The sequence below is a fragment of the Campylobacterota bacterium genome, from assembly GCA_040752835.1.
Lineage (GTDB): Bacteria > Campylobacterota > Campylobacteria > Campylobacterales > Sulfurimonadaceae > Sulfuricurvum.
Genome location: JBFMGG010000007.1, coordinates 624,286 through 648,179 on the forward strand (window position 1 = coordinate 624,286; position 23,894 = coordinate 648,179).

Here is a 23,894-nt window from a genome sequence, read left to right on the forward strand (position 1 = left end):
ACCGCCATTTTGTCCGATTGAATCCGCCATTTTGTCGGTTTCGATTTTTCAGTTACCGCCATTTTGTCCGATTGAATCCGCCATTTTGTCGGTTTCGATTTTTCAGTTACCGCCATTTTGTCGGTTTCGCTCCGCGCCCCATTTGCGCAAAATTTTCCCATATCATTACCCCATCCAACCTCTTCGATCAGAGCAGTGGAACCACCCTAAAAATTTTTAGAAATTTTTTGTGGGTATAGTGCATTTGCACTGATGGGATGCTGGGGCGGGTCGGGGCTGGGGGATTGACCCCCCTCGAATCTCGAAAAAACCCACCCCCCTGCCGAGAGCCAAACCGACTCGAATCGGTAGTAAACCCCCGTGAAAATTGACACATTTTGGCACACTTGGCACACACTCAACACCAAAAGCCCTATATTGCACGGTTACATTGTCTATCTCGTCGGGCTGTATACCCGTGCAGTACCGATTTTGGCACACTTGGTCTGATCCGATCCGCCGGCGGATTTGCTCCGATGATGGTGATCGGTACGTTTTGGAATTTTGGACGAGTCGAATTTTTGGTGACCGTAGTGCATTTTCGTCCAAAAAAAGCCAAAAATCGCCGGAGGCTCTCATTCAAAGAGAAAAATAACGCCCTAAAAGGTACTAAAATCAGGAAAAAAAATCGCAAATGGGGCGCGTTTCGGAGGAGGACGAGAGGGGCATGTGGGCAATTTTGCACAAATGGGGCGGCGGGATGAGCATGGGAAAGTGTGGTAAAATATATCAAACAACTGCGTGAGGGAATGATGCAATACCTACATACGCTCGCCGTAATGTCCGCTGCTGTGCTGTTGGCCGGATGCGCTGCAACAAAGCCAACTACCCCGATCGAACAAACGATCCCGATACGCACCGGCGACACCTCGGTAACGATCATCGCCCCGCAGGAGCAGTATCTCCCGGCTCAAGCATTCTCTACGTTCACCGATTACGAATACTTCCTCGACTGCCCGGATGAGCGCTGCAAAATCGGGCGCATGCACATGCTCCAGTACATCACGATCTCCCCTGCCGCCGGCAAACATACTCTCTGGGTCAAGCTTGCCCCCGAAGGCGTGGTCAACACCATCGCTATCACCGGCACCGATCCGCTCTCCGTTGTATTTGAAGCCGTGCCAGATAAGCGCATTTTCATATCCCACGCATTCGAGGCATCACTTAGCTCTCTCCTGATCCCTATCGCGGCGCCTACCTCTTCGCTGTCGATCGTTGACGATACCGCTGGTCACGCAAAGGTTCAAAAAGTCCTCGATACCACATCGATCTTCGGGGATAAAATGGCGGGATTCGGTGAAAAGGGGATCGTATACGACAAATGACCCGCATAGCGATCTGTATCCTCATCCTCACTCTATCGGCATCAGCATCCGACAAAACCTACGTCGATACGACCGGATGGGAGATCGATGAAAAAGCACCGAGCGATGCAGCACTCCGAGAGTTTGTCGATCATGCAAAAAAGGCCTGCTTCAAAGGTCACGCCATGAGCTGCCAACTCGTAGGCGAATCGTTCTCCGTCTCCGATCAGCCCAAAGACTACCATGAAGCTCTCAAATACTTCTCGCAAGGATGCACCCTAAAACTCCCGATCTCATGCCTGCACGCAGGGTACCTATATGAAAACGGCTACGGAGTCCGCCAAGACATCGCCGAAGCATGGGAACTCTACGGAAAATCATGCGACTACGGCATGCAAGAGGGATGCGATCAATACGCTCGGATCAATAGGAGATACCAAAAGTAACTCCTACTTTCTTCTCTTCCATCGAATCCATAAAAATTCTGTAGTGCATATCATACACCTCCAGACACGTAGATCATAGATATAATCAGTTAAATCGCTCTATAACGCTATAATTCTTTTTATCGAAAATGATATTTTTATTTATATTGCTGAAAATATCGCTATGCTTATCGCTAAATGGAGCTACCACCCATGCCAACCAATGAATTATACCTAAGCGACAACGGGTTCGTGAACACAAAAGCAGAGGCCGTACCCATCCGCAACTTGGAGATGGTAGAGATGGTCGAAGAGTGGCTAAAAGAGAACGCAGTCCCCTCGAAGCGCAAATATAAACACTCATCCTACAAGCTTAAACACGACGCAGAAGCGGATCTGCACACCTATGTCACCAACGGAGCATTTATCCAAGCATGTCTAAATCTTGGGTATCGAGTAGACCGCATCGAGGGTGGGCCAAACGGTCACGTATACGCCGACTTTATCGGCACCAACCCAATCAAAAAGATTTGCAAAGATCTCGGCATCGGGTACGAAGAGCTCTCCGAGCTGATCGGATACGGTATCGACGCGATCAAAAAGTCAGCGGCATCCGGAGAGATCAGCCGACAGATGGAAGTGGCCATCTCCCTACTCAGAGAAAATGTGGAGCTAAAATCGCGGGAAAACAGCGATGATCAGCTCCGCCAACTTCTCAAAGACTTCATTTTCAAAAAACAGCACTAACTCTTCCCCTGTCCTCTCCGTAGAGGATCCTCATACTTCATAAATCCTACACCTCTACTCATACTAAAGTGCAATATCTACACCTATTTTTTAACTCTTATGTATTTTATACACTTTTACTATTGACAAATGCATATAAAATAAACTAAAATTGCTTTTGAAGTGTACTAAATACACCAAAAGGAGTTCAAATGGCAGACTCACGCAAACGTATCGAACGCTCTCTCACGCTCGTCGAATTCGTAGCGACATCTCTAGCGAATTATCGTCGGGGGGATTTGTTGTGTACCGATGGGATGTACACGGTATTGGAAGAAGTGATCACAGAGATCAACGAGGCAATGGACGGACTTGTAGAGAAGCCCGTCTTCACACCGCTGAACAAAACAGCATAAAGGAGAAGTTATGACACTAGAACCAGTTGCGGACACTTACGGGGTCTCTCACCACCCCGTAAAAAAACGCTATCACACATACACACGTAACGACATCGTAAAATCCGTAGTCCACAGTATCATCCTCCCGCTCATCATCGGTATATTCGCATCGAAGATTGCAGGAGCCTTATACCTTGTCCTCGCGGCGATTGCGTATTCTACCGTATTCAGAGATCGAAGTGCTTATTTTTGGGCGATTATGAAGGTCACCGGTGCAGTCATGGCAGTGCTATTGGCATACGTCGGGGCGATACTCTCACTCGGTGCGATTGGAGCGATGCTCTCTACCGGAGTATTCGCATGAGAGGTTCCAAAGGATCACCGGTGACCGCAAAGACCCAGCAACGCTTTGAGGAGCTATATGATCTGCTCACCGAACACATGAGCGAACACCGCTTGGCCGTTCTGATCTCAGAACAGATCGACAAGGCCAAAAATACCGTACTCATGTATATCCGGGAACGGCACTACGGCGGCAGCGAAGAGGTAAAACGCCCCTATGTCACAGCGATGGAGATCATCGCAGCACCATACCTACCGAAAGAAGAGGAAGTAGCATGAAACAGCAAACCGACCTGAAAACACTGGCAGCATACGCAAAACGTCACGGCTACACCGTAGAGATCAAACACGATCATATCGTAGCGGCAAACAACAACGGAGTGATCCGAACCGGATCGTTGGCGACATTGAAAAAAGTTGCGGGGGGTGTGAAGTGAAAACCATCACCATCGCCCACTCCAAAGGCGGAGTATCCAAATCCACCCTTGCATGGAATCTCGCCATCGCATTGCAGATGAGCGGGTTGCGCGTAGCCCTTGCCGACATCGACGGCCAACAGCTCACGATCAGCAAAACAGCTCAGGCGCGTATCGCTTCGGGGTACGCTCCGATCCATGTTTATACCGCTGTTACCATCGAGGAACTCACCGCGATCACGCAGAGCACCGATCATGACATCACCATCATCGATGCGGGAGGGTATGACTACGACCTCGGACGGGTTGCGATCAGCATCGCCGATCGCGTCGTTGTACCAATCTCCGAAGATCCCACGGAGCTGCTCGGATTCGCATCGTTTCTCGGTGCATTGCGCGACGTATCCGAATACGCCCCTATCCCTCCGGTGATGATCGTGATTACCCGCGCTCATGCTCGGTCGAAATCGTTTATCGGGATCCGACAGGTAGCATCACTTTGGCCATCAGCGATTATCGCCGATACGGTTATGAGACGGCGCGCGGTGTACTCCGCATCGATGGGGCACGGATTCGGAGTGACCGAACTCTCCGAACGACATCCGGATGCAGCAGATGAGATGTATCGACTCGCACGGGAGATTGTGGGTGGGGAGGTGGAGAGATGAAAACATCTTCACCCGATTATAAAAAGCTTTTTTACGAAGCTTGCAAAATACATACAGAGTTTTGGGTGCATCGGTATCTAATGTCTAATGCAGAGGGCAGATGGGATGGATCAGAGAAAGCGGAAAAACATATCGCACTATGTGAATTTTATTTATCTTGTTTCGGGATCGACAAAGTTGAGGAATACGAAATTTTTGAGGCGGTGCATGACGCTACTCAGGAGCTAACAGATAGCCTTGATGAGCAAATCGGATTTCCGCTTAAAGGTCGTCCCGATTACGACACCTTAGCGCCTAAGTTTTTCGATATTTTCCATGAGATAGCCATTAAAACTTTATTAAATATCAACACTGAGGAGCCACAATCATGAGCGATCCCAAAATCATCGAACGGATAAAAAAGTTACTGGCTCTCAGCCTGAGCGATAACCCCTATGAGGCTAAATTAGCAGCACAAAAAGCGGTAGAGTTGATGGCATCATACGGTATCTCTGAAACGGATCTCGATAATAACCCGTTTGTCAGCGAGACATTCTGCTCACGACACTACTATAAACTCCCCGTATGGGTATCGACTCTTTGGGGGCAGTTAGGATGGGCGAGTGGATGTTTCGTTGTATATCAGCACGGAGCCAAATGTCGGGGCAAAAAAGCATCCGTAACCGTTGCCGGAAGAAAAGCAGATGTGGAGATTATGCGATACATGGGCGAGTACTTCGAGGATGAAATATACAAAAAAAGCGAAGAGTTCAAAAAGCAGTATAAGCGGCTAAAACCATCCGTCTATAATGAATACAAGCAAGGGCTTGGTATTGGCATATCACATCTAATCAAAAAGAGTCAGGACGAATTTTTCAAACATCACTCTGAAACAATGGGTAAAAGTCTTGTGCCTGTTGACACAAAACATGAAGAGGCACGAGAATATTTTGAAGAGTCAAATATGAAACCCCGCACGATCAAAAGGGATATGGATTCTCCAGCTCTATTAAAAGGGGTGATCGATGCAAGTGAGATCAGCATCAATAAAGGCGTTACCGGATCAAACCATAATACTCTCGCGTTAGAGCATAAGGAGCCACAACCATGAACCTAAATCTAAACAACGCAAACAAAAAAATGCTATCAACGCTTAACTATCTAAAAATGGATATTCAATCTCTCAATGACATCGAGGATCTCAGCGAAAACGATCGCGAATCGATTACCCGAATTTTAGAGAACGTCGATTCCATTATCGATACGGCAACAGAGCAAAGAGTATTCACTAAAAGAGAGGTCGTAGAGATCCTCGTGGCGAATAATAACAAGGTATTGAAATTGGTAGATCCTGATAAATATTTTGTCATTGAAGAGGAAAATGTACTCTGCAAACGTAAAAGTTTATTTACACGGGACAAAGTTATCAACGAATATACCTTTGATTACGTGATAGAGGAGGCGATGTCATGAAAAAACCACCCATCAACCCCGACCTCCTCGCTTCCATAGCATCAGGAGCGGCACTGAAAACATCCGGTACTCAGTCCGGATCTTCTGATATCTCTTTAGATATCATTGATCCCAACCCGCATCAGCCCCGCATGGATTACGATCCTGAAAAGCTCAGAGCACTGGCCGACTCTATCGAACAGCATGGGCTGCTCCAGCCTATTGCTCTGCGACGAAACGGTGATCGATACACCATCATCGCCGGTCATACCCGCTTTGAGGCGCACAAGCTCCTCGGACGCGATACGATCCGCGCCAACATCATCGAAGCCTCCGACGATGATCTCGCCATCCTTGCCATGATCGAGAACGTACAGCGTACCGATCTTCACCCTATCGAGATCCAGATCGCTATATCGCGCGAACCGTTCACATCGATGAGTGACGAAGAGATCGCGCAGATCCTCGGATACTCCAACGTAACAAAGGTGCGGAATATCCGCTCCATCAGCCGACTCATTCCGGAGGTACGTGAGCACCTGATCGCCAACCGCCCAAAGATCGGAGTGGATCTCCTCGTCGAACTCCAAAAGTACCCTGAGCGGTTCCAGCTCGAAGTGTACCATGAGGTATTACGTGGGGAGAAAAACCGCTCCGATCTGCGTTCTACACTTTCGCAGTGGAATAAAATACAGCGGGATAAAGAGGCGCGGGAGCAATCCCAAAAACCGATCATGCCATTCAAGCGCGACGATGAGGGCTACCATATCGAATGCGGTAAACTGCCCAAAAAAACCGTTAATGCTTTTGAGAAAGACCTCCTTGATCTTATGGTGCGTCACGGTATCCGTCCCGCTAAAAACCCACCCTAAATTCGATTACGCATGTGCCGGTGATATTTTAGGGTTTACCTTTGCATCACCTCCGGAGATTCAGGAGATCCCATATCATTTTGATTGCGGAGCGGTGATGTGTCCGGGTGATTTTCTTTTAGAAATACGCTCTATAAATACATCGGCTATGTACTCTTTTGGGTACAAGATATATGCACCATCTGATCTTTGCTATCTCGGTATTGTAGAGATAGAAGGCAAACGGATCATACTGTTTGAAGCATACGTTGACGGAGTTAAAAAAGAACTCCCTTACCTTTGGTACTATGGTTATATCATCCATTCGTATGACGATGGAGATGAGTTTTTCTATCTTCTTGATAACCATACACCACGGGTAATTCGACATGACAAATCGGTGGTTATCCGCCGAAAAGATGAAAATACGTTAAAATAGCCGGTAGATAAAATCCGCCGGCGGATCGGAGACAAAATGACCCAAGATCAAAAAGACGAAGAACTCTACAAAGCATCACTGGAAGCTTTTTTCAATAATGAACTGGAAGCAGACAAAACGATCCTTGGACTATCGGTTGCGGCCATCGGATTCTTTATGGCACTCTTTCTTAATAAAGATTTTCAGATCACAGAAATCATGTTCATCACTATCATCATAGCACTCATCTCTTTCCTTGCCGTTTCTTCCATGATTATGTTGATTTTTATCCGAAATAAAAAGCAGATTCTACATATCATAGAAACCACAGGAGGGCTCAAAGAAGATCTTTTTCTTGACTTCTTGGATAAATGGAAATACTTGCCGTTTATCATAGGAATTATATGCAGTATAATTTTTACGCTATCATTGATATATGGAAAAATCAGCACAAAAGAGACCCCCATGGCAAAAGAAAAGATAGAGAGACCTTCTCCAAAAGTTGAACGTGTGATATCAAAAGCACAGGAAAACAATAGCAGCGCCGGCATAAGCGGCCTTCAAGAAGCGAACAAAACGCCTCCTCCACCAACAGACTCAAATAAATCAGGAGAAACCGATGGCAAGTGACAACAGTAATAAACCGACCAATATAAATGAAGGAGTAAGCGGTATCGGTAAATCCAACCGCCCTGATCCGCAAACAGGGTTTAGCGGCGTTGGAAGTGCTAACAAAGGCGGATCAGGCCAACAAACGACTAATCAATCAGGATCTAAAGATGGCAAATGATAACAGCAAAAAAGGCACAAATACCAATGACGGGATGAGTGGAATCACTAAAGCCAACCTCGAACGCGGTATGAGCGGAGTAACCAAATCAAACCAATCCGGAAATCAAAACCATTCCGGAGAAAAACCAAAATCATAGGAACCGGCATGAGCAGAGTCATCAGAACCATACGCTATCATAACGAGCTTGTTGTGGCCTATATTGTATCGATGATTACGGCTGTAAGCACATCCGCCTACTATGGTCTATTCCCTATCGACATTGATACGGTTACAGGGGTAATGAAAACATTTATGATTGGCGGAGTTTTTTTTATCCCGTTTATCATAACCGCTATTATTTCATCAGAAATGAGATCCCGAAATAGTCTTACCGACTATATGCAGGCATGGGCTGATATCTCGATGTTTTGGATTTTATTCTTGGGGCTCACCCAGACGATCCTGAGCAAGTCCCCCAATTTTTTTGCCATGCTGTCGTAGCCTATACGCTACGACTTTAATTATATGTCTAACAATTCAACACTTTGCCCTACAAGCTCATGAGAACAATCATGCAAAAATTCTACTTTGCCATCATTTACAAATGAATGGCATCTATGTATGGTTCGATCCTCCCCCCATGGAAACTCGGTTAGTATGCTTGGTTTAAGAGTCGGTTTTTCTGTATCTCCATTCCATGACCAATTATTCGTGTTTTGTCGTGATCCTGATAATTGAACAGGGATATACCGATCTTGTAACGCCTTAAATTCCAATGGAAATTTTAATCGCACATGGGTTGCATCATGGACTTCGCATTGAATAAACCCGATATCATTGGGATTTTTTTTAAGAGGTATTGCCTTCATGCTACGACCTCCCCCTGCACCGCCTGCCCCATCTCATCCCCTTGCTCCACAGCATTCCCATACTGCCCTAGGATGTTCTGAGTCTTAGCTGCGTTGATCATCGCTTTGGACTCCAGCTCTTTGATCTTCGCTTGCATCTGCTGCATCTGTAGCTGTACCGTCTGCTCTTGCATCTGCGCCTGAGGGCTATCCCCCATCCCTTCCAGATGCTTCGCCACCAGCTCCCGCATCTTCTCGGCACTCGGAGCATCCACATCGGCGAGCAGCTCAGGGAGAAACTCCAGCCCGATACGCCCAGTCGGATCGAGAGCACGCACCTCTTTCATCAGCTCGACGTTTTGTTTGTACCGCTCGGCGATTGCACCCTGATTGCGCGGAACCATCGTGAGCGTGATATCATAGCGCCCCGTTTGGAGGATGTTCTTGCGCTTCATCGACCCATCGCTATTTCGCACCGCCGCCGTATACTCGTCCCGCTCGATCTCGTTGATCGTCACGAGCCGGTCTTTCTCGTTCGGCTCCACGATCCGCAGCACCTGTTCCGCATCGAAAAAATCCTGAGCGATAGAGATCGCCATCTTGTAAAAATCTTTCTCCCCGTCCATCGACGCATCGAGATACTGAGCCAACCCGATCATCCCGACGTTTTGACGCTGCTCGATCGCATAGCCGCTGAGACGGTTGACCGCCGCACCCATCGCCTCATCATTCAGCCCGGCGATCTCTTTGGCACGACGGCGCGCATCGACGATCTGCTGCATCAGATACTGGATCTCCGCACCGTGTTTGATCTCTTTGATCTTGCCCCCGCTGATCGCTCCGGGGCGTACACCCACGACCGCGTCATCTTTGCTGTACTCATCCGCAAACGCATCGGGATCATCCACCGCATCAGATTCATAGAGGATCTTGACCGAACCGAGGAGATTCGCGATACGGAGCAGTTTAAAATTGATACTGTCTTGGATCGGCTTGATGTCATGGAACAGCCCGCGAAGTACCCCGTCTTTGTAGTAGAGCCGTCGCACGACAAACGGGATCCGCTTGAAACTGTACGGACTGTCCCCGTGACTGAGGATCGTATCGCCGCTCCAAATGTACCATCGGATCTTCATCTCCCGCTTCTCTTTGTCCCACTCACGCACCCATGAGACGGTGACAAGCACCCGATCGCGTCCGGGATCTTTCATCCCCGCTTTTTGACGGTACTCGTTGAGATTCCACGCATTCGTGTAGTTGTAATTCGCGGTGAGCCGATCGACTAATGCCGCATCAAAATACTGATACAGATCCTCCCGATCCATCCAGCGCGGACGGTGAAAATACCGTGCATCGCTATAATCGGGTGCTTTGGCATACGGATCGGTGAACGACTCTTCAAACGGTACATGATAGCCGAGGATCTCTTTCTCGGCTCTCCCCTCCAAATCTCTACCTTCGAGGACGTTGAGAGTGATCTCCATCACCCCCTGCCCCGTGATCATCAGGTCCTCATCACACAGCTTTTTGTGCGAATCGTATTCGGTACTGTCAGGGATACTCAGACAGATATCGGTGAGGAGGCGGGCGATGTCCGCATCGTTGCGCTGACGGCCTCCCACTTTGAGCTGTTTGCGCGCCGTCGCCTTGTATCCGAGGATCTTATTCCCGATCTCTTTGTAGGTGTTCTCCCACTGGATCGGCTGAGATCGCGATTGCAGTACCGCGAGCACATCGGGTGGGAGCTGATCCCCCTCATAGTATCGGCGATGCTCTGCGGCTTCGCGTCGGGCTTGGATTGATAGCTCATAGCTCTCTTGGAGCATCAGCCGTAATTCGTGGGGTGTTTTCATTGAAAGATCCTTTCCATTTTTCTCATTGCTTCATCCGTCTTTTTGTCCCATTTTTTATCGTTGCGCTTAGAGGTGGCCTTATCCTTTCGCATCCGCTCCCGATTATTGCTCACGTCATACGTTTGCAGATTGACGAAAAACGATGCCGCCTCCTGAGCGGGAGTGCGCGGCTCAAACACACGATCCCGTCTACGCGTCTCTTTGTCGAGGAGCTTGCTCTCCGCGAGGTTGTACGCCTTGTCGATCACGTCGGGGGATGGGAGGGCATTTTGCACCGCATCTTTCACCCGATGATACGCGCCCTCTCCCCCCTCTTTCGTCGTGATCGGTTTGCGGAAGTAGAAGTTATAGTTTGTCGCCTCCCCCAGCATCGTCTGAGGGATCCCGCTCGTGAGCGGTTCGAGAAACGTATTGGCAGGGTTTACGAGCTGGATATGCGGGATCATAGAACTGACCCGCAGCCCAGTCACCTTGTCCCCCTCTCTGCCTACCGCTACCCGTTGCTCCGCGAATCCTTTTGGCATACTCTCATCATCATACGGATCGACCCCGAACAACCGATCCAGCCCATACCACGCAGCCGCGATAGCCATGACCCGCGTCGGGTGCTCAGATAGCTGTTTGATGAGGATCGGAGTGGAGTAATACGTCCATGACATAAACGGCACCACCCCGCTATCGCGCAGCGTGAGGGCGAGCTGTGACATCGGCTTGGAGTAATCGGGTACGATGGTGTCGTTCACATGCTTCATCGCCTCTTCGATCTCCATCCGACGTTTTAGTATCTTGCCCTCAGCACTCTCCCATATCCCGTCGTTCATGAGCTGTTTCACCGCCGCGAACCGCATCACGTCATCTTCGGCCTGATAGAGCGCCTTTGCCCCATCTGCTACCTTATGCACCGCAGATCCCGCCGTTGTATCGACATGAGGAGACATATAGGTGCGGAGCATCTCATTGAGCTGTGAACGCCCGTGTGAGGGGTAGGATGAAATGACAGTGATCCAAAAAGAGCGCGAATCCCTAAAATAGGGAGTTTTAAGCGCGAATCACTGATGTTTCATTATCAAAACCACTCGCTCATTCTGCACTATTGCGCTTTTTTGCGAAAACTGCCGTCTATTTAACGAAAAAACCGCCGAAACGATACACGGTATTCCAATGACTAAAACTCGACGGTATAGGCGTTTATGGCCTGAATAACGCCATGAAAATTTACGCGAAAGCGCGATGCCGCACCCGACCTCATCACGTGTGGTCGAAAGTGTGGTAAAAGTGCGACTTAGGGACACGACAAAGGGACACTTAGGGACACAGACAAAGGGACAAAATAAAAGGACAAACTTTTATTTTAAAATCAAAAATCTATTTTGTGCCGTTTGTTTCATCTGCTTTCCATTCTCCATCTTTAAAAGAGAGTTTGTATGCTGATGCAACTGCCATTATTTGACCTACGGCTCCAATAATCGTCGATTGGGCGTTATTCGATTTTTCTTCCGCTTCTACTACTAATGATGGCTTTTGAGTATCTATGAATTCTTGTACGGTTTCACAATACCCTTTTTTAATATAGTAACCAAGAGATAAATCTTGAATAGCCTTTTCCAATTTATCAGTATTTTCCTCATTGTTAAGCTCGATTGGTTTTAGCTGATCTTTACTTGATAGATCAAGCTGAACAACATTGGCGGCATCAATACATTTTGACGCAGAGCTTGAAGCCAAATATACATCACCGTTCGTCAAATGGCGTCCCAAATCCTGGATAATAGAATCAACATATCCGGTTTCTCTGTTTACCGCGTTGAGATAAGTTTTTAATGCATTACGATCAGCTTCAAATTGCTGGGCTGGATTCACTTCTGCTTCTGTGGTTATTTCAGCAGATGAAGCAGTATTTTGATTAGGCTCAAATATCGCTACACCAATCAGCATAGCAAAAAACCAAACAGCGAATCCAGCTATAATCCCTGCCCCATGGGATACGTATTTATTATGACCCTTTTCAATATAGTTTTTTGAAAGCTTTTTCCATGCAAAAAAAGCTCCTACTAACCCAAGAATGAAAAACAATGCAACCATCTGAAACCCCTTTACTTTAAATTTAAATCAAAACGGCCTGATCTTCGCCCGGACGATCCCGATGATCGTGACGTGTTCCAGGTCTTTTCCTTTTAGCTCGATCTCGTCGTATTCGTTGTTGTCGCTGAGGAATTTTACCCATCGGTTGAGGGGGTCTTTTTTGATCCTCTTTATATAAATATCGCCGTTGATGTTTGCGATGACCGTCTCACCGTTGCGGGCGTCGTCGGTCCGTTCCAGGATAACCGTTTCGCCATTACTGACGAACGGCTCCATCGAATTTCCGAATACGGCGCTGATCGCCGAAACGGTTCTGGTCGTGATCATCGGGACGAACAACGTCTATACGACGAATGCGAACCGTGATCTGGAAAAACAGGCAGACACCAAAGAGGCCAAGGCCAAATACTGGGAAGGACGCTATCGGGACCTGACCGAAAGTGGGACGTGCCTGGAGCGTGATCCCGCGATGGAAACAACATGACAAAGGAGGAAATGTGAAGCCGATCAATATGAAATCAGAACCCATAAAGGAGGACAGCTGGGTATATGTGGGGCTGTTCAAAGGACGTGTGGTAAGGGTGCGGGAATTTCAGGGGGAGACGTGGTACGACGTCGAAATATCCGGAGTGATCAACCCATACAGGAGGTGCGAATTAGAAATCTGCGAATTCGAACCGGAGTGAGTGTTTCTCAAGATCGCCGACGGGCGGTCTGATGGAGGACTCCAATAACTTTTAGGTGGTTCCGATGGGACTTAGAATCAAGAAAAAAGCGCGTGTCGCGGTAGCTACGCGGTACGGCTTTGTATATTGGGAGAAATGCATGGCAAAACGAAGCAAACCTCAAACCGAAATCCAGAAAATCACGTCGCTTTCAGACGCGGACAGCGTACTGCACCAGATCGCCGACCTCAAAGCAAATGTCCGGAAAGCCCAGGCCGATGCCGATATCGAGGTCAATGCGGTCAAGGAGAAGCTTGCCGATCAGGTCCGTCCGATGCTGGAGCAGATCGAATCGCTCGAAAAATCGCTCAACGTCTACAGCGAGTACAACCGCTCCGAGCTCTTCGGAGACAAGAAGACGATCGAGCTTCAGTTCGGACTATTCGGGTATCGCCAAAGCACGAGCGTATCGGTGAAGAAAACGACGCTCGAGCTGCTGCAGAAACATGGATTCGATGAAGCGATATCGATCAAACCGACGGTCAACAAAGAGATCATGCGAAGCTGGAGCGCTGAACGTCTCGCACTGGTCGATGCGACGTTGGTGGTCGAGGACAAATTCTGGATCGAGACGAAAGAGAACGATCTCGAAGGGAGTGCGGCATGAGTGCCGTACCAGCCTATGCGCCGATCATCCGGCGGGTAAAAGATGGCGGCATCGAGTTCAATGGACAACGCTATACCCATGAATCACTGGATCGATACAGCGGAAGTGATGTGTTCTGCGATATGGAGGTGGATGTCGATACAGAAAAGAGCTGCTATCGCATTTATGATGCATGGGAAAACGAAATCTGCGTGATCGAGCTGGATCATGTCGAAACTATCGGGGAGGCGTCCAATGGCAAAGGATGAGAAAATCTGGATACCAGACAACTATTACAACGGGTTCCTCAAGGGATGCATGCCCAACGAAGCGATCGAGACGACCCCGTCGAAAACCGCACTCGAAAATGCCGGTTGTGAGATCAGCGCGCTGTGCTATCTGATCCTTCCAAACGGTGACCAGCATAATCCTCGCTTCATGAAACCGAACGAGTTTCCGTCATCGATCCGGGCGTTGTTCGAGATTGCTCCTGATGAGGGTGACCCGGATGAAGAACCAGCTCCTGTAGATACGGTCGGGCAAGAGATCAAAGACATGCTCCATGAGGCGACGTACCAGGTCTGTGATACGTGCGGCGAAAACAAGCCGATGGAGGCGTTCAAGAAAAAACCGGGTCGCGGAGTGCTGCGGAAAAGCACCTGCATCGAATGCGAAGCGAAGGCCAAAGAGCAGATGCCTCAGTTCAAAAAGGACGCCCCCCCTGCTCCGGAGCCTGATACAGTTCCAAAATCGGAAGCAGTAGAGGGTACCGTGGTGGTACCTTCACGACCGCCAGTTACGGTAACACTCGATTATCTGAAACGAATCGCAACCGAAGCGTTCGAGCGCGGTCGGGAGTACGAGCGTAACAACGTCGAAACGGTAGAGCTGTCGCTCGATGAGCTGCTGGGGATCGGGGCATGAGTACCTTTGAACGTATCGACGCGATCGTGCGTCAGAAACGGCATGAGGGCAGATGCATGATGAGGCTGGAGCGGGTGAAGTCGGACGAGAACATCCGGAAACTTCGCGAAGCAAGAGCGATCATTGAAGAGAAGATGAAAGGAGTGCTCGCGCTATGAAAATTACAGAACCAACACTGCGCGTGAGACATAAGGAGAAAAACATGGGATTTGACCCAAGAACCGTATCTGCCGGAGCGATTCGAATGTTCGGAGCAAAGCAAAGTCATCCGAACCTAAAAGAGCATAACGGCCAAGAGGTACTCGTCGATGCCACCCGCGATGAAAACGGACGAACCGTGATCGTCGTCATGACACAGTACTGTGGGAAACCGGAACGGCTGATCTGTGCGATGAGCCAAAGATGACGTGGATTTAACAGCCTCCAGTGAGCTGGGGGCGATTGAATCAACTTACATTTTATTTTCAAAAAGGTGATTACTATGAATCCGTTCAGAGGCAAAGGGCTCAAACCCGAACACTTCAACCATGACGTCCGCTACATCATCGACAACTTTCTGGTCGAGCAGGCGATCACAATCTACTTTGCGCCTCCAAAACACGGAAAGAGCCGGTTCAGTCTCGGTCTCACAAAGTACTTGCATGATAACACCGACAAGATCGTCCAGTATTTCGACTTCGACAACCCACTCTCTGCCCTGAAAGAGCGCGGGGCATCGGACGTGATCGAGCAACTGATCGATCGGCTCGATTACGTTCACCCGGAGACGGTGGCCATGATGTCGCACGAAGCGCTCAAACTGCTCGCAGACGGTGCGGTAGGCAATGCTTATCGCGATTACGTCATGATCTTCGACTCGATCACCGACTTTGTGCGCGACGTTCAGAACGAGGCGATGGCCAAAGGTTTCATGAACGTCATGAAGCGGCTGCGTAACGCCGGAGCGACGATCATACTACTGCATCACACCAATAAGAACGAGAAGAACTATCAGGGGTCAGGGGTGTTCAAGAGCGCAGCAGACAATATCTACTTCATGCGCTCCGGAAACGGTACTGAACAGCACGATATCTTTTTGCTCGACGTTGAAGCTGGACGGTTCCATGTGGATAACACAGCGTTCCGCCTGGACAAGATCAGCTACGACCTTCAGATCGTCGCCTACGATCAGGCGGTGATCCGACCGGAAGAGCAGAGTTTCATCGATGCGATCAAGGAAGTGCTCAAGAAGAACCCGGACGGGATCGGGCAAAGCCAGCTGCTCTCCGAGATCGGCAAAGCCAAGGACGATAAGCTCGCCCGCAATAACCTCGCCAAATATACGGGGCGGTTTTGGGAGATCAAAGATGGGAAAGGTAAACTAAAGCTCTACTTTCTCCTATAACCTACCACACGCACCACACGACCACTTACCACTTAAAAAGCCCATGAATGCGAACTTTATGAGATGTATGTGTGTGGTCGAGTGGTTAAGTGGTTTATGTGGTACATACCTGAAAAAAGGACCATACCATGACCAAAAAACAACGAGAAGCACACGCTTCGCTCGTCAAACAGGTGCATACGTCGATCCGATACCAGAACTACTACCGCGACAACCGGGAAGAGTACGTGAGGATGATCGAGGATGCGTTCGGCAAAAAATCATCGCGCGACCTGAGCGTGTCGGACCTGATCGCCCTGGTCGATTATCTGAATATGCGCAGGGACTGGCTCCCGACGTTCAAGCCCAGACAGGCGACGCCCGCGCAGGTATGGAAGATCATGCAAACGTGGGACGCCAAAGCGCGGGACAAAAGCGATACGGCGCTGCTGAATTTTTGCAGGCGGATCATCAAAAAAGAGTACGAATCTCCGGATCAGATGACGTTTAACGAAGCTCAGAAGGTGATTTTGGCGCTGGAGAACATGAAGTGAGAGTCGCGCCCCCTGCGAGAGAGAGACGCATAATTCGACCTAAGCAACCGAATTATACATCATCGCAGAGGGGTTTGCAATGGCTGTTACCAATTTTGATATTTTTACCGAGTTCTGCCGACGCATTCGCGAAGACGGAGCCACCAACGAAGAGCTGATGCAAGAGTACGGCGGGATGCCGATATATGTCCCGTCGTGGCAGCTCAACGGACGCAACGACGTCATCATCCACGACTACACCGAAAAAGGACTCTCGCCCAAAGAGCTGGCGATGAAGTACTCCCTCAGCCTGAGCCGGATCTACGAGATCATCGGCGACGTGCGCAACCCCTCCCTATTCTCCTAAAAACTCCATAATAATCTCCAGCACTTCCTCCCTCGCCCCATCAATCAACTCGCCATCATGCGTGATCGGAAAGAACGGTCGCGCCTTCAATCTTCCATCTTCGGTTCCAAACTGATGTGCGATCGGGTACGGGTACCCCTTTGCACTGTAGGCGTTTACTCCCACGATAACGCTCGCATCGGTAGCATCGTGCGTGATGCTCTCCCGCAGATTCCGGTCTTTTGACTGGAGGATTTTATGGCCTCCGTATTTGGCCTTATATGCCCGTGTGGACTCGGCCAGCGGATGCCATGCGTCGCCCTCTGGAGATCGCTCGTTATCGAAACTCTCCTCGGTGATGTTGGTCAGATATATCCCTATCCGTTCCATCGGCTGGGACATATCGCCGATCTTTCGGTGCAGCTGCTCGATCGCACCGAGGACGTCGGCGCTCTGAATCTCGATTTGTATCATCATTCGCTCCGTTTTATGGTATGATTTTGGAAAGAAGGGATTGGCCGACATAATAAGGTGAGCAGGCTCCACCCCGGTAAAAAGAAGGCTTCACTCCTGCCCCTTCTTGTAAATCAGTTTTTCGATCCGCTTTTTCTCAACTCCCCCCGAACTATCGATCACATGGGCACTGACCCCCTGAGTTTTATCCGGCAGATACTCGAACAGCACGATGATCGCACGCTTAGACCCCCCGTCCCCCTTGAAATACCGCAGCATTTTTTTAACGAGGCGCTTGGCCTTGTCGTCGAATTCGAGATAGATTTCGTCCGGATCGGATACGGTAGCGGCGATTTCGTCGATATAGTAATGCCGATCTCGTTTGGTCAGCTTGCTGTGACCGCTTCCGGCGGTGAAGAGGCTGTCATCGACGACCATCGGGTCGCCCACCCTGTCCACGTAGGTATCACCGGCTTTAACCCCCAGCGCTCCGTAGAACCGTTTTTTGAGCTGCTCTTCGCTGAGACCGGCGAATTCTTTGCGCCGGGCATCGGAGAGTTTCGGAAGCGACGACAGGCTTGCGTTCAGATCGATCTTCGAGAGTTTGGAGACGCGATTCCCGGCTCCGGGATTGTAGGACCAGTCCGGGGTCGCGATGTTGTCGCCCGGAGGTTCGGAGACTTTCCAGCCCCGACGCTCGATCTGGGCGCGGCTCCAGGCCCGTGCCTGGCATTGACACCCCCATGCGTTCGGCGGGTAGTTGGTCTGCCACCACGGATCGGTACGGGGCAATACGGTGCCGTTTTTGGCCAGATGGTTCATGCGCGGGTGTTCCGACAGTCCTCCGACGTACTGCAGATATTCCAGACCGCTGCGCGTCTGCTGCTCATAACGGGCGGTAGCATGGGCGACACGGGTATTGGTTTTGAAGATCGTTCGGAGCCGGTTGCCGTCGATGATCGTCTCCTTGACCTCTCCGGTTTTCGGATTGACGATCTCCTGACGTCCCCACCACCCTTTTTTCTCCAGTGTCGGGATGATCTGCTTCTTCCAGTCCTCAAAGCGGGTCCCGTTCGCCATCGCTTCGGTGATCGATGAGTGGATGTCGCTGAGCAGATCGAGACGGGTGACTTTGGCCACTGTGAAGGCTTTGTGGTGCGCGTCATGCATCATCTCGTTATAATCGAACGAGAGCTTGTACCCTTTGGAACGGAGGTACTCGATCGCTTCGCGCGGTTTCAGGCCGAATGCGAACGATGGTTTGGGGAGGCTCATTCCTCTTCCTCTTCAAACTCCGCTTCGGCGGTGCCGAGGATATAGGAGCTTTGGAGCGCAATGTCCATCGTCTCCTGGAGCTCGGAGATATCCATCTGCGGATAGGCGGCATGGAGGCGGTCGATAGCCTCTTCGAAACTTTCCGCGCCGTCTATGATTTCGGCGATTTGAGTTTGAAATGACAGTGCGATCGTTTTGAGATCGATCAGACCGGAAAGCGTATCGGTATCGGAGATCGGCCGGGTAGCACTGAGCGAGATCAGCTTTTGCGCGAATGACCGGTTGGCGAGCGGTGCAGGAGACGAAGCCTCTTCGACAGTGATGTTGTAGGTCTTTTCGATGTACTCTTTGGTCGGGCGGTATCCCATGTTCGCTATCTTCTCGTCGCGCTCGGCCAGCTTGTAATTCGGGTCGTCCTTGTCCTTGAGCGATACCTCTACGGTGTCAGGGAGGTGGTTTATCTCGACGAACATCTGAACGACTTTTTCGATCAGGGAGATGGTCATGTTTTCGTCCGCCATCGCAATGTCCTCGCGCACATCGTTATGCACCTCTGCGGCGGCGTAGCTCCCGCCTTTGACGTTGCCGGTCAGATTCCCGCCGAGGACCGCTTCGCGGATCTGGTCATCGAGGTATGCCGTGATCTTGTCGAAATCCCCCGTTTTATCCGCAGTCTTTATCTCGATCTCTTCGTCATGATCGATCACCGCAGCGTCTCCGGAAAGCATCGCGTAGATCTCGTCCGCCATCGTGTCCTTGTCACCGTCGGTCTTACCGATCGCCCAGGGGACGCCGTATTTTTCGAGAAATTTGACCCAGAACTCCAGCGAAGCGTTTTTGAACTTGACGTACCAGAAGAGCGATTCGGCCAAAGGTTTCCCCATCGGTCGATGGTATTTGTCCTCGTAGAGCGCCGCGACTGCTTTATACGGTGGAATATTCTCCGGGGCTCCGTGTGGGGCGAAGTAAAGGATCTGATTCTTAACAACGAACTGCTCGTAAGGGCGTTCAATGAGCCGTGGCAACAGTAGCGAGTCCTTCTCGATCCAGTTGATCTCGAAAACGCTTGCACCCTGGAACGGGGCATCGAGGATCTTTCTCATCGTACCGTGGTCGAACGTATCGTAAAGCAGATCGGCTTTCCCCTGATCCTTGCCTGTGAAAAAAATCTCCTTCTTCAGAGTAGCCGCCTTACGGCTTCCGAGCGCACTTATCACGGTGGCATCGCGTTCGATCCGGTCAAGCTCTTCGCGCTCCAGCCACTCCTTGCGAACCGGAAGATCATCCATGACGCTTTGGAGTAGGTCCACGGCCGGAGCGGCGGCGGAGGCTCTGGGCTTTGTCTGTTTTGCTGCAAAGAGGTTCTTAAATAGTCGTTTCATTATCATCTCCTTCGGGGTGCGTGCCGTGCCGCATGGTTGCGCCGGTTGGTTCGAGGCGCGGACACTTTCTGTTTTTTGGCGAGTTTGCTGAGACGGTAGGCTCCGATCAGTCCATCTGGCGCGTCATCGTTATTCCCTTCCGGGAACTCCTCGAGCTGGTCAATCAGCGTCACCTGATCCTCGTGCAGCAGGATCTGTCCGTTTTCGATCGGGAGTTCCAACTCCTCGATGCGAAGCTCCTTGTTGTCGCTGTTGTGAATACCGCGCAGCGGCATGTGGACCCCCTGCTCGAACGCCTCCTTGAGAATGAACGCCTTGAGGTGGAACTGTCCTCCGTTGGTTTCCACGCCGAACACGGCACATCGGTAGCGCTGCTGGTACTCGACGATTTTACGGACGATATCGAGCGATCCGATCACCTCGTTATACGACTCGATGACGTACCCTTTCATCGCTTGCTCGTCGACGCCGAAGATCGTGATATTCGTGAAATCGCTTTTTTTGCCGTTTCCGGCCGGATCGCACCATCCGAAAATACGCAGCTTTCTATGCGATGGCAGCGACCGGTAAAAGTGGATGGACTCGCGTTTGAATTTCTGGGTTTCCGAACTGGGGTTGTTTTGGAATTCTTTGGAAAACGATCTCGGCGCTTCGGAGCGCTTGCGCATCAGCGTCTCGATCGGCACCGCATCGGGCCACAGTACGCGTGCTCCGGCGTCCATATCGGGCTTGTTGGCCAGATAGTGGTCGTGCGCCGCTTCGAGGCCGTGGCGCTTGTAGATCACAGCGTACTGATCCCATAGATCCATCCGCTCTGGGAATGTGACGATCGCCCGGAACGTTTTGGGGTTCCAGAACCCCATTTTCAGTTTGCGCGCGAGAACCGAATCGCGATGGAGAACGGTGCCGATGTAGAGGATATCAAGGCTACCGTCGACCGCGCCCAGGTTGGCGACCGCCTCGTCCAGCCACGCTTCGAGCTTGTCCCGCTGATCCCGGCTTCGGACGTTTTCATCGTTTTCGAGATCGTCGATGATCGATAGATCCGGACGCCATACGCCGTGCTTGATACCCCGCACCCGTTTACCGGATCCGAAACCCTTGACCCGGATTCCGTTACAGGTAACGATATCTCCGACGCGCCATACCCGCCCTATTCCGGTCGCGTGCGGGAAGTCGGCTTTGAGGTTGTCGTTTTCGGTGAGCTCGGCCTTGATCGCTTCGATCAACGTCTCGGTCAGCTCGATCGCATCGGAGAAGATCGTGATGAAGTGCTTGAGGTCGTTGACGATACACCAGATAACGAATACAACGGAGACATCGGTCGATTTACCGTGACCGCGCGGTGCGGCAATGGCGAACTTTTCTCCGACCAGCGTACCGCCTCCGTTTGCAAGCGGAATGTCGACCGAAGCGGTGAGCCGTTTGTCACAAATACGGTGGTAGACTGATTCGAGCTGCTCCTGGAGCTCGGATTTGCCCGGAAGGTAGTAATAATGCGGAAAGTAGGTCGTCCGGAAATAGTGGAAGTCGCAGCGCTGACGCTGGATCCGCTCATCGCGCTGCTCGACCGGGAGAGTCGAGTTGGATCGTATCGTATCGCGCAGATCCTCGGTAAAACCGTTTAGCCATTTGATGTATTCACGGCGAGTAAGGCGCTGCGCCATCCGCTCGCTGTGGCCATCATCCAACAGCTCCGCCTTGGTATCGGCTAAGAGGCGGCGGAGTTCTTCTTTGTCAAATAGCGACATCGAGGCGCTCCCCTATCCGCTCGATAATCTCGATGAAACGCTCCAGCATCGCTTTATCCCCCGACGCCTTTACCTCTTCGGCAATGGTGTGGATAACATGTTTGATGATACCGTGCTTGTAGGCGATAGGGTCCTCGTGCCGGACGATCGCTTTCATCTTGGCGAACGCATCGGCGAGCTTGACGATCTTGTCTGCCTTCTCCTCCGGTTTGAGCGATTCGGAATCGCGCACTTCTTTGAGGGTGTCATGCATATAGCCTACGAAGTCGCTGTAAAGGTGCTCCCGGCGCGGCGAATCGGCGGCGATATGCTTTTCGGCGCGCAGAACGTCCCAGTCGTACCCGGCCCCGCCGTCGGCGGATTTGTAATTCTGGACGGTCCGTTTGGAGACCTCCATGATCGCGGCGATCTCCTCCTCGTTACGTCCGGCGATATAGAGGGCGCGGGCGATCTCGACTTTTTGTTCTTTAGTGGCCATCGCTGAATCCTTCGAAGCTGATGCGGCGTCTTCCGTGCCGGAACGATGCGGCCGAGGCATTTTGTTTTTGGGACGTATCGGTCGTGGTCGGGATCGAACCCTTGGCCATGCGTACCAGTTTGGCTTCCAGCTCCTTCATCACCTCCCGATCGTGGAGATCGTGCAATTTTCGCAGCTCGTATACCGCGATCTCCACGGCGATGCTTTTGAGGTAGGGAGTCGGATTGATCGGGATAGGGATGAATGAGGAGACGAATGCCAGCGCGTCGTCGATCGCGTCCTGGACGATGACGTTATCGATCGCTCCTGTGGCGTTCAGATCGCTTAGCTGTCTGAGCTCCGCGACGCTGAGTTCGTTTTCGATATCTGCGATTGTAATCATTGACCGTCCTGTGATAGTGTTTAATTGGTGTTTAAAATCGCGTAAAAACGATTTAAAACTTTTCCGCGATAAATGAGTAGGATTAAGTCTTAAATCGTTTTTAGAGCTGTTTTCGTGCCGTCCCCGAAAAGGGGAGCGGAATCAGGCGATAGCCTGAGCCTTGACCATCGCTTTGACAACTGGGATCGGAAGCGGCTTGGATTGCCCCATGATCTTCCAACCGGATGGATCGTCCACCTTTTTGGGATTGATGAAAATCGGCATCGCCTGAAGGCCGGCATCGAGATCGTCGATCGCAAGATATTTGAACCCGAACGCGGCGTCTTTGCCCACCGCCTGGACGAACTTGTCGTCGATCGCTTTTTTGTAGGTTTTCGTTTTCGGATCGTAGTACGTCGCTGCCATGCGGGTGATGGTGTATCCTCCCAGCTTGATGACGTTGCCGTCGACTTTGGCCTCGATTCGGGTGTCGTTGCCCAGGGCAATTACCAGCGCAGCTACTTTGGAAAACGCCGTTTTACCCGCATAGAACTCGACGTTGCTGCCGAATCCTGCCGTCTCGATCGTTTCGGCCATATCCATCAGGTGGGTCAAAATGTGATCAAGTTTTGTCGTACTGGCATCCCACTTCTCCGTAATCGTTGCGGTTGCGACGGCTCCGAAATCGACCTCATAGGTGTCCATCCCCGCTTCGGTTTTCATCGCGTAGCTGATCTTTCCGCTGAGCGACTGGGCACAGAGCGCTTCGCTTGTAGCGCGGACCGTTTTGCGGATGAAGTCGATTTTTGCATTGACATAGGCCTGTTGCCCAGCACTGTCGAGCAGCTTGAGATCGTTCAGGTCTTTGGCCCCTGCGAAACTGTTGACGTCGATCGGCTGCGGCTCGATATAGCTTTGGGAGCGTGATCCGCCCCCGACGCTGATACTGGCCGTTCCGCGTCGGACGACCGGCACCGCTTTGACCGTCTCGGAGATCTCGTCGATCCCGATCATCGAAAACGGGTGCGTCGTGCGCGACGCCGCCGGATAGAATGTGTCCATGACCGGGGACTTGATCTCCGGCAATGTTTTGATCGCATGGGCGATCGCCGTCTGGGTAAAAAGTTTTTTCAGCATGTTGCCC

At 50.8% G+C, this 23,894-nt stretch carries 38 protein-coding genes; 26 read left to right on the forward strand and 12 right to left on the reverse strand.

Translation table 11 applies throughout. The features are described 5' to 3' along the window. Positions 1 to 791 precede the first annotated feature (791 nt). From AB1763_09245 to AB1763_09320, 16 genes are all read left to right on the forward strand, one after another. A complete protein-coding gene (locus AB1763_09245; GenBank protein MEW5833006.1) occupies positions 792 to 1,364 on the forward strand; it encodes a hypothetical protein in 573 nt (190 codons plus the stop codon). Continuing rightward, the gene (locus AB1763_09250; GenBank protein MEW5833007.1) at positions 1,361 to 1,789 is read left to right on the forward strand and encodes a tetratricopeptide repeat protein; all 429 of its coding nucleotides are present in this window, start codon (positions 1,361 to 1,363) and stop codon (positions 1,787 to 1,789) included. Before AB1763_09245 ends, AB1763_09250 begins: the two co-directional genes overlap by 4 nt. Before the next feature lie 231 nt (positions 1,790 to 2,020). Further along, positions 2,021 to 2,515: a hypothetical protein gene (locus AB1763_09255; GenBank protein ID MEW5833008.1), complete on the forward strand. Its 495-nt coding sequence runs from the start codon at positions 2,021 to 2,023 to the stop codon at positions 2,513 to 2,515. A 191-nt stretch (positions 2,516 to 2,706) separates the two neighbouring features. Further along, positions 2,707 to 2,910 (forward strand): hypothetical protein, encoded by a 204-nt coding sequence (locus AB1763_09260; protein ID MEW5833009.1) that lies wholly within the window; start codon positions 2,707 to 2,709, stop codon positions 2,908 to 2,910. Between the two features lie 10 nt (positions 2,911 to 2,920). Beyond that, on the forward strand, positions 2,921 to 3,256 hold the full coding sequence (locus AB1763_09265) for a hypothetical protein (GenBank protein ID MEW5833010.1): 336 nt from the start codon (positions 2,921 to 2,923) through the stop codon (positions 3,254 to 3,256). 20 nt (positions 3,257 to 3,276) lie between these two features. Beyond that, on the forward strand, positions 3,277 to 3,513 hold the full coding sequence (locus AB1763_09270; protein MEW5833011.1) for a hypothetical protein: 237 nt from the start codon (positions 3,277 to 3,279) through the stop codon (positions 3,511 to 3,513). Further along, on the forward strand, positions 3,510 to 3,671 hold the full coding sequence (locus AB1763_09275) for a hypothetical protein (GenBank protein ID MEW5833012.1): 162 nt from the start codon (positions 3,510 to 3,512) through the stop codon (positions 3,669 to 3,671). The genes AB1763_09270 and AB1763_09275 overlap by 4 nt, the downstream gene beginning before the upstream one ends. Next, complete coding sequence (locus tag AB1763_09280; GenBank protein ID MEW5833013.1) at positions 3,668 to 4,318, forward strand: ParA family protein; 651 nt, start codon at positions 3,668 to 3,670, stop codon at positions 4,316 to 4,318. The genes AB1763_09275 and AB1763_09280 overlap by 4 nt, the downstream gene beginning before the upstream one ends. After that, on the forward strand, positions 4,315 to 4,689 hold the full coding sequence (locus AB1763_09285; GenBank protein ID MEW5833014.1) for a hypothetical protein: 375 nt from the start codon (positions 4,315 to 4,317) through the stop codon (positions 4,687 to 4,689). Before AB1763_09280 ends, AB1763_09285 begins: the two co-directional genes overlap by 4 nt. Then, positions 4,686 to 5,408: a DUF2786 domain-containing protein gene (locus AB1763_09290; protein MEW5833015.1), complete on the forward strand. Its 723-nt coding sequence runs from the start codon at positions 4,686 to 4,688 to the stop codon at positions 5,406 to 5,408. The genes AB1763_09285 and AB1763_09290 overlap by 4 nt, the downstream gene beginning before the upstream one ends. Beyond that, positions 5,405 to 5,770 carry a hypothetical protein gene (locus AB1763_09295; protein ID MEW5833016.1) on the forward strand — a complete coding sequence of 122 codons (366 nt, stop codon included), beginning with the start codon at positions 5,405 to 5,407 and terminating at the stop codon, positions 5,768 to 5,770. Before AB1763_09290 ends, AB1763_09295 begins: the two co-directional genes overlap by 4 nt. Continuing rightward, positions 5,767 to 6,621 (forward strand): ParB/RepB/Spo0J family partition protein, encoded by an 855-nt coding sequence (locus tag AB1763_09300; GenBank protein MEW5833017.1) that lies wholly within the window; start codon positions 5,767 to 5,769, stop codon positions 6,619 to 6,621. The genes AB1763_09295 and AB1763_09300 overlap by 4 nt, the downstream gene beginning before the upstream one ends. 454 nt (positions 6,622 to 7,075) lie before the next feature. Then, positions 7,076 to 7,648 carry a hypothetical protein gene (locus tag AB1763_09305; GenBank protein ID MEW5833018.1) on the forward strand — a complete coding sequence of 191 codons (573 nt, stop codon included), beginning with the start codon at positions 7,076 to 7,078 and terminating at the stop codon, positions 7,646 to 7,648. Continuing rightward, entirely contained in the window at positions 7,638 to 7,808 is a 171-nt protein-coding gene (locus AB1763_09310) for a hypothetical protein (GenBank protein ID MEW5833019.1), read from the forward strand. The genes AB1763_09305 and AB1763_09310 overlap by 11 nt, the downstream gene beginning before the upstream one ends. Continuing rightward, positions 7,798 to 7,947, forward strand: coding sequence for a hypothetical protein (locus tag AB1763_09315; protein ID MEW5833020.1), 150 nt, complete (start codon positions 7,798 to 7,800; stop codon positions 7,945 to 7,947). Before AB1763_09310 ends, AB1763_09315 begins: the two co-directional genes overlap by 11 nt. 8 nt (positions 7,948 to 7,955) lie before the next feature. Beyond that, positions 7,956 to 8,291, forward strand: coding sequence for a hypothetical protein (locus AB1763_09320; protein MEW5833021.1), 336 nt, complete (start codon positions 7,956 to 7,958; stop codon positions 8,289 to 8,291). A 20-nt stretch (positions 8,292 to 8,311) separates the two neighbouring features. On the opposite strand, the gene AB1763_09325 is transcribed toward AB1763_09320, so the two are convergent. The 5 genes from AB1763_09325 to AB1763_09345 form a co-directional block, all read right to left on the reverse strand. After that, positions 8,312 to 8,659 (reverse strand): DUF6527 family protein, encoded by a 348-nt coding sequence (locus tag AB1763_09325; protein ID MEW5833022.1) that lies wholly within the window; start codon positions 8,657 to 8,659, stop codon positions 8,312 to 8,314. Then, complete coding sequence (locus AB1763_09330; protein ID MEW5833023.1) at positions 8,656 to 10,491, reverse strand: hypothetical protein; 1,836 nt, start codon at positions 10,489 to 10,491, stop codon at positions 8,656 to 8,658. The genes AB1763_09325 and AB1763_09330 overlap by 4 nt, the downstream gene beginning before the upstream one ends. Continuing rightward, the gene (locus tag AB1763_09335; protein MEW5833024.1) at positions 10,488 to 11,393 is read right to left on the reverse strand and encodes a hypothetical protein; all 906 of its coding nucleotides are present in this window, start codon (positions 11,391 to 11,393) and stop codon (positions 10,488 to 10,490) included. Before AB1763_09335 ends, AB1763_09330 begins: the two co-directional genes overlap by 4 nt. A gap of 463 nt (positions 11,394 to 11,856) precedes the next feature. Then, positions 11,857 to 12,573, reverse strand: coding sequence for a hypothetical protein (locus tag AB1763_09340; GenBank protein MEW5833025.1), 717 nt, complete (start codon positions 12,571 to 12,573; stop codon positions 11,857 to 11,859). 27 nt (positions 12,574 to 12,600) lie between these two features. Continuing rightward, positions 12,601 to 12,900, reverse strand: a complete 300-nt coding sequence (locus tag AB1763_09345; GenBank protein ID MEW5833026.1) for a S24 family peptidase — start codon at positions 12,898 to 12,900, stop codon at positions 12,601 to 12,603. Between AB1763_09345 and AB1763_09350 the strand changes: the two genes are divergently transcribed. The 10 genes from AB1763_09350 to AB1763_09395 all read left to right on the forward strand — a co-directional run bounded on the left by AB1763_09350 (position 12,893) and on the right by AB1763_09395 (position 17,071). After that, positions 12,893 to 13,057 carry a hypothetical protein gene (locus tag AB1763_09350; protein ID MEW5833027.1) on the forward strand — a complete coding sequence of 55 codons (165 nt, stop codon included), beginning with the start codon at positions 12,893 to 12,895 and terminating at the stop codon, positions 13,055 to 13,057. The genes AB1763_09345 and AB1763_09350 overlap by 8 nt on opposite strands. Positions 13,058 to 13,070: 13 nt before the next feature. Further along, positions 13,071 to 13,259: a hypothetical protein gene (locus tag AB1763_09355; GenBank protein MEW5833028.1), complete on the forward strand. Its 189-nt coding sequence runs from the start codon at positions 13,071 to 13,073 to the stop codon at positions 13,257 to 13,259. Positions 13,260 to 13,398: 139 nt separating this feature from the next. Beyond that, positions 13,399 to 13,905 (forward strand): host-nuclease inhibitor Gam family protein, encoded by a 507-nt coding sequence (locus AB1763_09360; protein ID MEW5833029.1) that lies wholly within the window; start codon positions 13,399 to 13,401, stop codon positions 13,903 to 13,905. Further along, a complete protein-coding gene (locus AB1763_09365) occupies positions 13,902 to 14,153 on the forward strand; it encodes a Mu transposase C-terminal domain-containing protein (GenBank protein ID MEW5833030.1) in 252 nt (83 codons plus the stop codon). The genes AB1763_09360 and AB1763_09365 overlap by 4 nt, the downstream gene beginning before the upstream one ends. Then, positions 14,140 to 14,808 (forward strand): hypothetical protein, encoded by a 669-nt coding sequence (locus AB1763_09370; protein ID MEW5833031.1) that lies wholly within the window; start codon positions 14,140 to 14,142, stop codon positions 14,806 to 14,808. Before AB1763_09365 ends, AB1763_09370 begins: the two co-directional genes overlap by 14 nt. Then, positions 14,805 to 14,966 (forward strand): hypothetical protein, encoded by a 162-nt coding sequence (locus tag AB1763_09375; GenBank protein ID MEW5833032.1) that lies wholly within the window; start codon positions 14,805 to 14,807, stop codon positions 14,964 to 14,966. The genes AB1763_09370 and AB1763_09375 overlap by 4 nt, the downstream gene beginning before the upstream one ends. A gap of 44 nt (positions 14,967 to 15,010) precedes the next feature. Next, positions 15,011 to 15,214 (forward strand): hypothetical protein, encoded by a 204-nt coding sequence (locus AB1763_09380; GenBank protein ID MEW5833033.1) that lies wholly within the window; start codon positions 15,011 to 15,013, stop codon positions 15,212 to 15,214. A 75-nt stretch (positions 15,215 to 15,289) separates the two neighbouring features. Then, positions 15,290 to 16,192, forward strand: a complete 903-nt coding sequence (locus AB1763_09385) for an AAA family ATPase (GenBank protein ID MEW5833034.1) — start codon at positions 15,290 to 15,292, stop codon at positions 16,190 to 16,192. 128 nt (positions 16,193 to 16,320) lie between these two features. Next, entirely contained in the window at positions 16,321 to 16,725 is a 405-nt protein-coding gene (locus AB1763_09390; protein MEW5833035.1) for a phage protein GemA/Gp16 family protein, read from the forward strand. A gap of 79 nt (positions 16,726 to 16,804) precedes the next feature. Then, positions 16,805 to 17,071, forward strand: a complete 267-nt coding sequence (locus tag AB1763_09395) for a Mor transcription activator family protein (protein ID MEW5833036.1) — start codon at positions 16,805 to 16,807, stop codon at positions 17,069 to 17,071. Here AB1763_09395 and AB1763_09400 read toward each other — a convergent pair. The 7 genes from AB1763_09400 to AB1763_09430 all read right to left on the reverse strand — a co-directional run bounded on the left by AB1763_09400 (position 17,060) and on the right by AB1763_09430 (position 23,887). Continuing rightward, a complete protein-coding gene (locus AB1763_09400) occupies positions 17,060 to 17,524 on the reverse strand; it encodes a phage virion morphogenesis protein (protein ID MEW5833037.1) in 465 nt (154 codons plus the stop codon). The genes AB1763_09395 and AB1763_09400 overlap by 12 nt on opposite strands. A 90-nt stretch (positions 17,525 to 17,614) precedes the next feature. Continuing rightward, entirely contained in the window at positions 17,615 to 18,778 is a 1,164-nt protein-coding gene (locus AB1763_09405; protein ID MEW5833038.1) for a phage minor head protein, read from the reverse strand. Then, entirely contained in the window at positions 18,775 to 20,160 is a 1,386-nt protein-coding gene (locus tag AB1763_09410) for a DUF935 family protein (GenBank protein ID MEW5833039.1), read from the reverse strand. Before AB1763_09410 ends, AB1763_09405 begins: the two co-directional genes overlap by 4 nt. A 2-nt stretch (positions 20,161 to 20,162) precedes the next feature. Continuing rightward, entirely contained in the window at positions 20,163 to 21,911 is a 1,749-nt protein-coding gene (terL, locus tag AB1763_09415) for a phage terminase large subunit (protein MEW5833040.1), read from the reverse strand. Then, a complete protein-coding gene (locus tag AB1763_09420) occupies positions 21,898 to 22,389 on the reverse strand; it encodes a DUF1804 family protein (GenBank protein ID MEW5833041.1) in 492 nt (163 codons plus the stop codon). Before AB1763_09420 ends, terL begins: the two co-directional genes overlap by 14 nt. Then, positions 22,379 to 22,771 (reverse strand): phage protein Gp36 family protein, encoded by a 393-nt coding sequence (locus AB1763_09425; GenBank protein MEW5833042.1) that lies wholly within the window; start codon positions 22,769 to 22,771, stop codon positions 22,379 to 22,381. Before AB1763_09425 ends, AB1763_09420 begins: the two co-directional genes overlap by 11 nt. A gap of 141 nt (positions 22,772 to 22,912) precedes the next feature. Then, entirely contained in the window at positions 22,913 to 23,887 is a 975-nt protein-coding gene (locus AB1763_09430) for a major capsid protein (protein MEW5833043.1), read from the reverse strand. Positions 23,888 to 23,894: the final 7 nt, after the last annotated feature.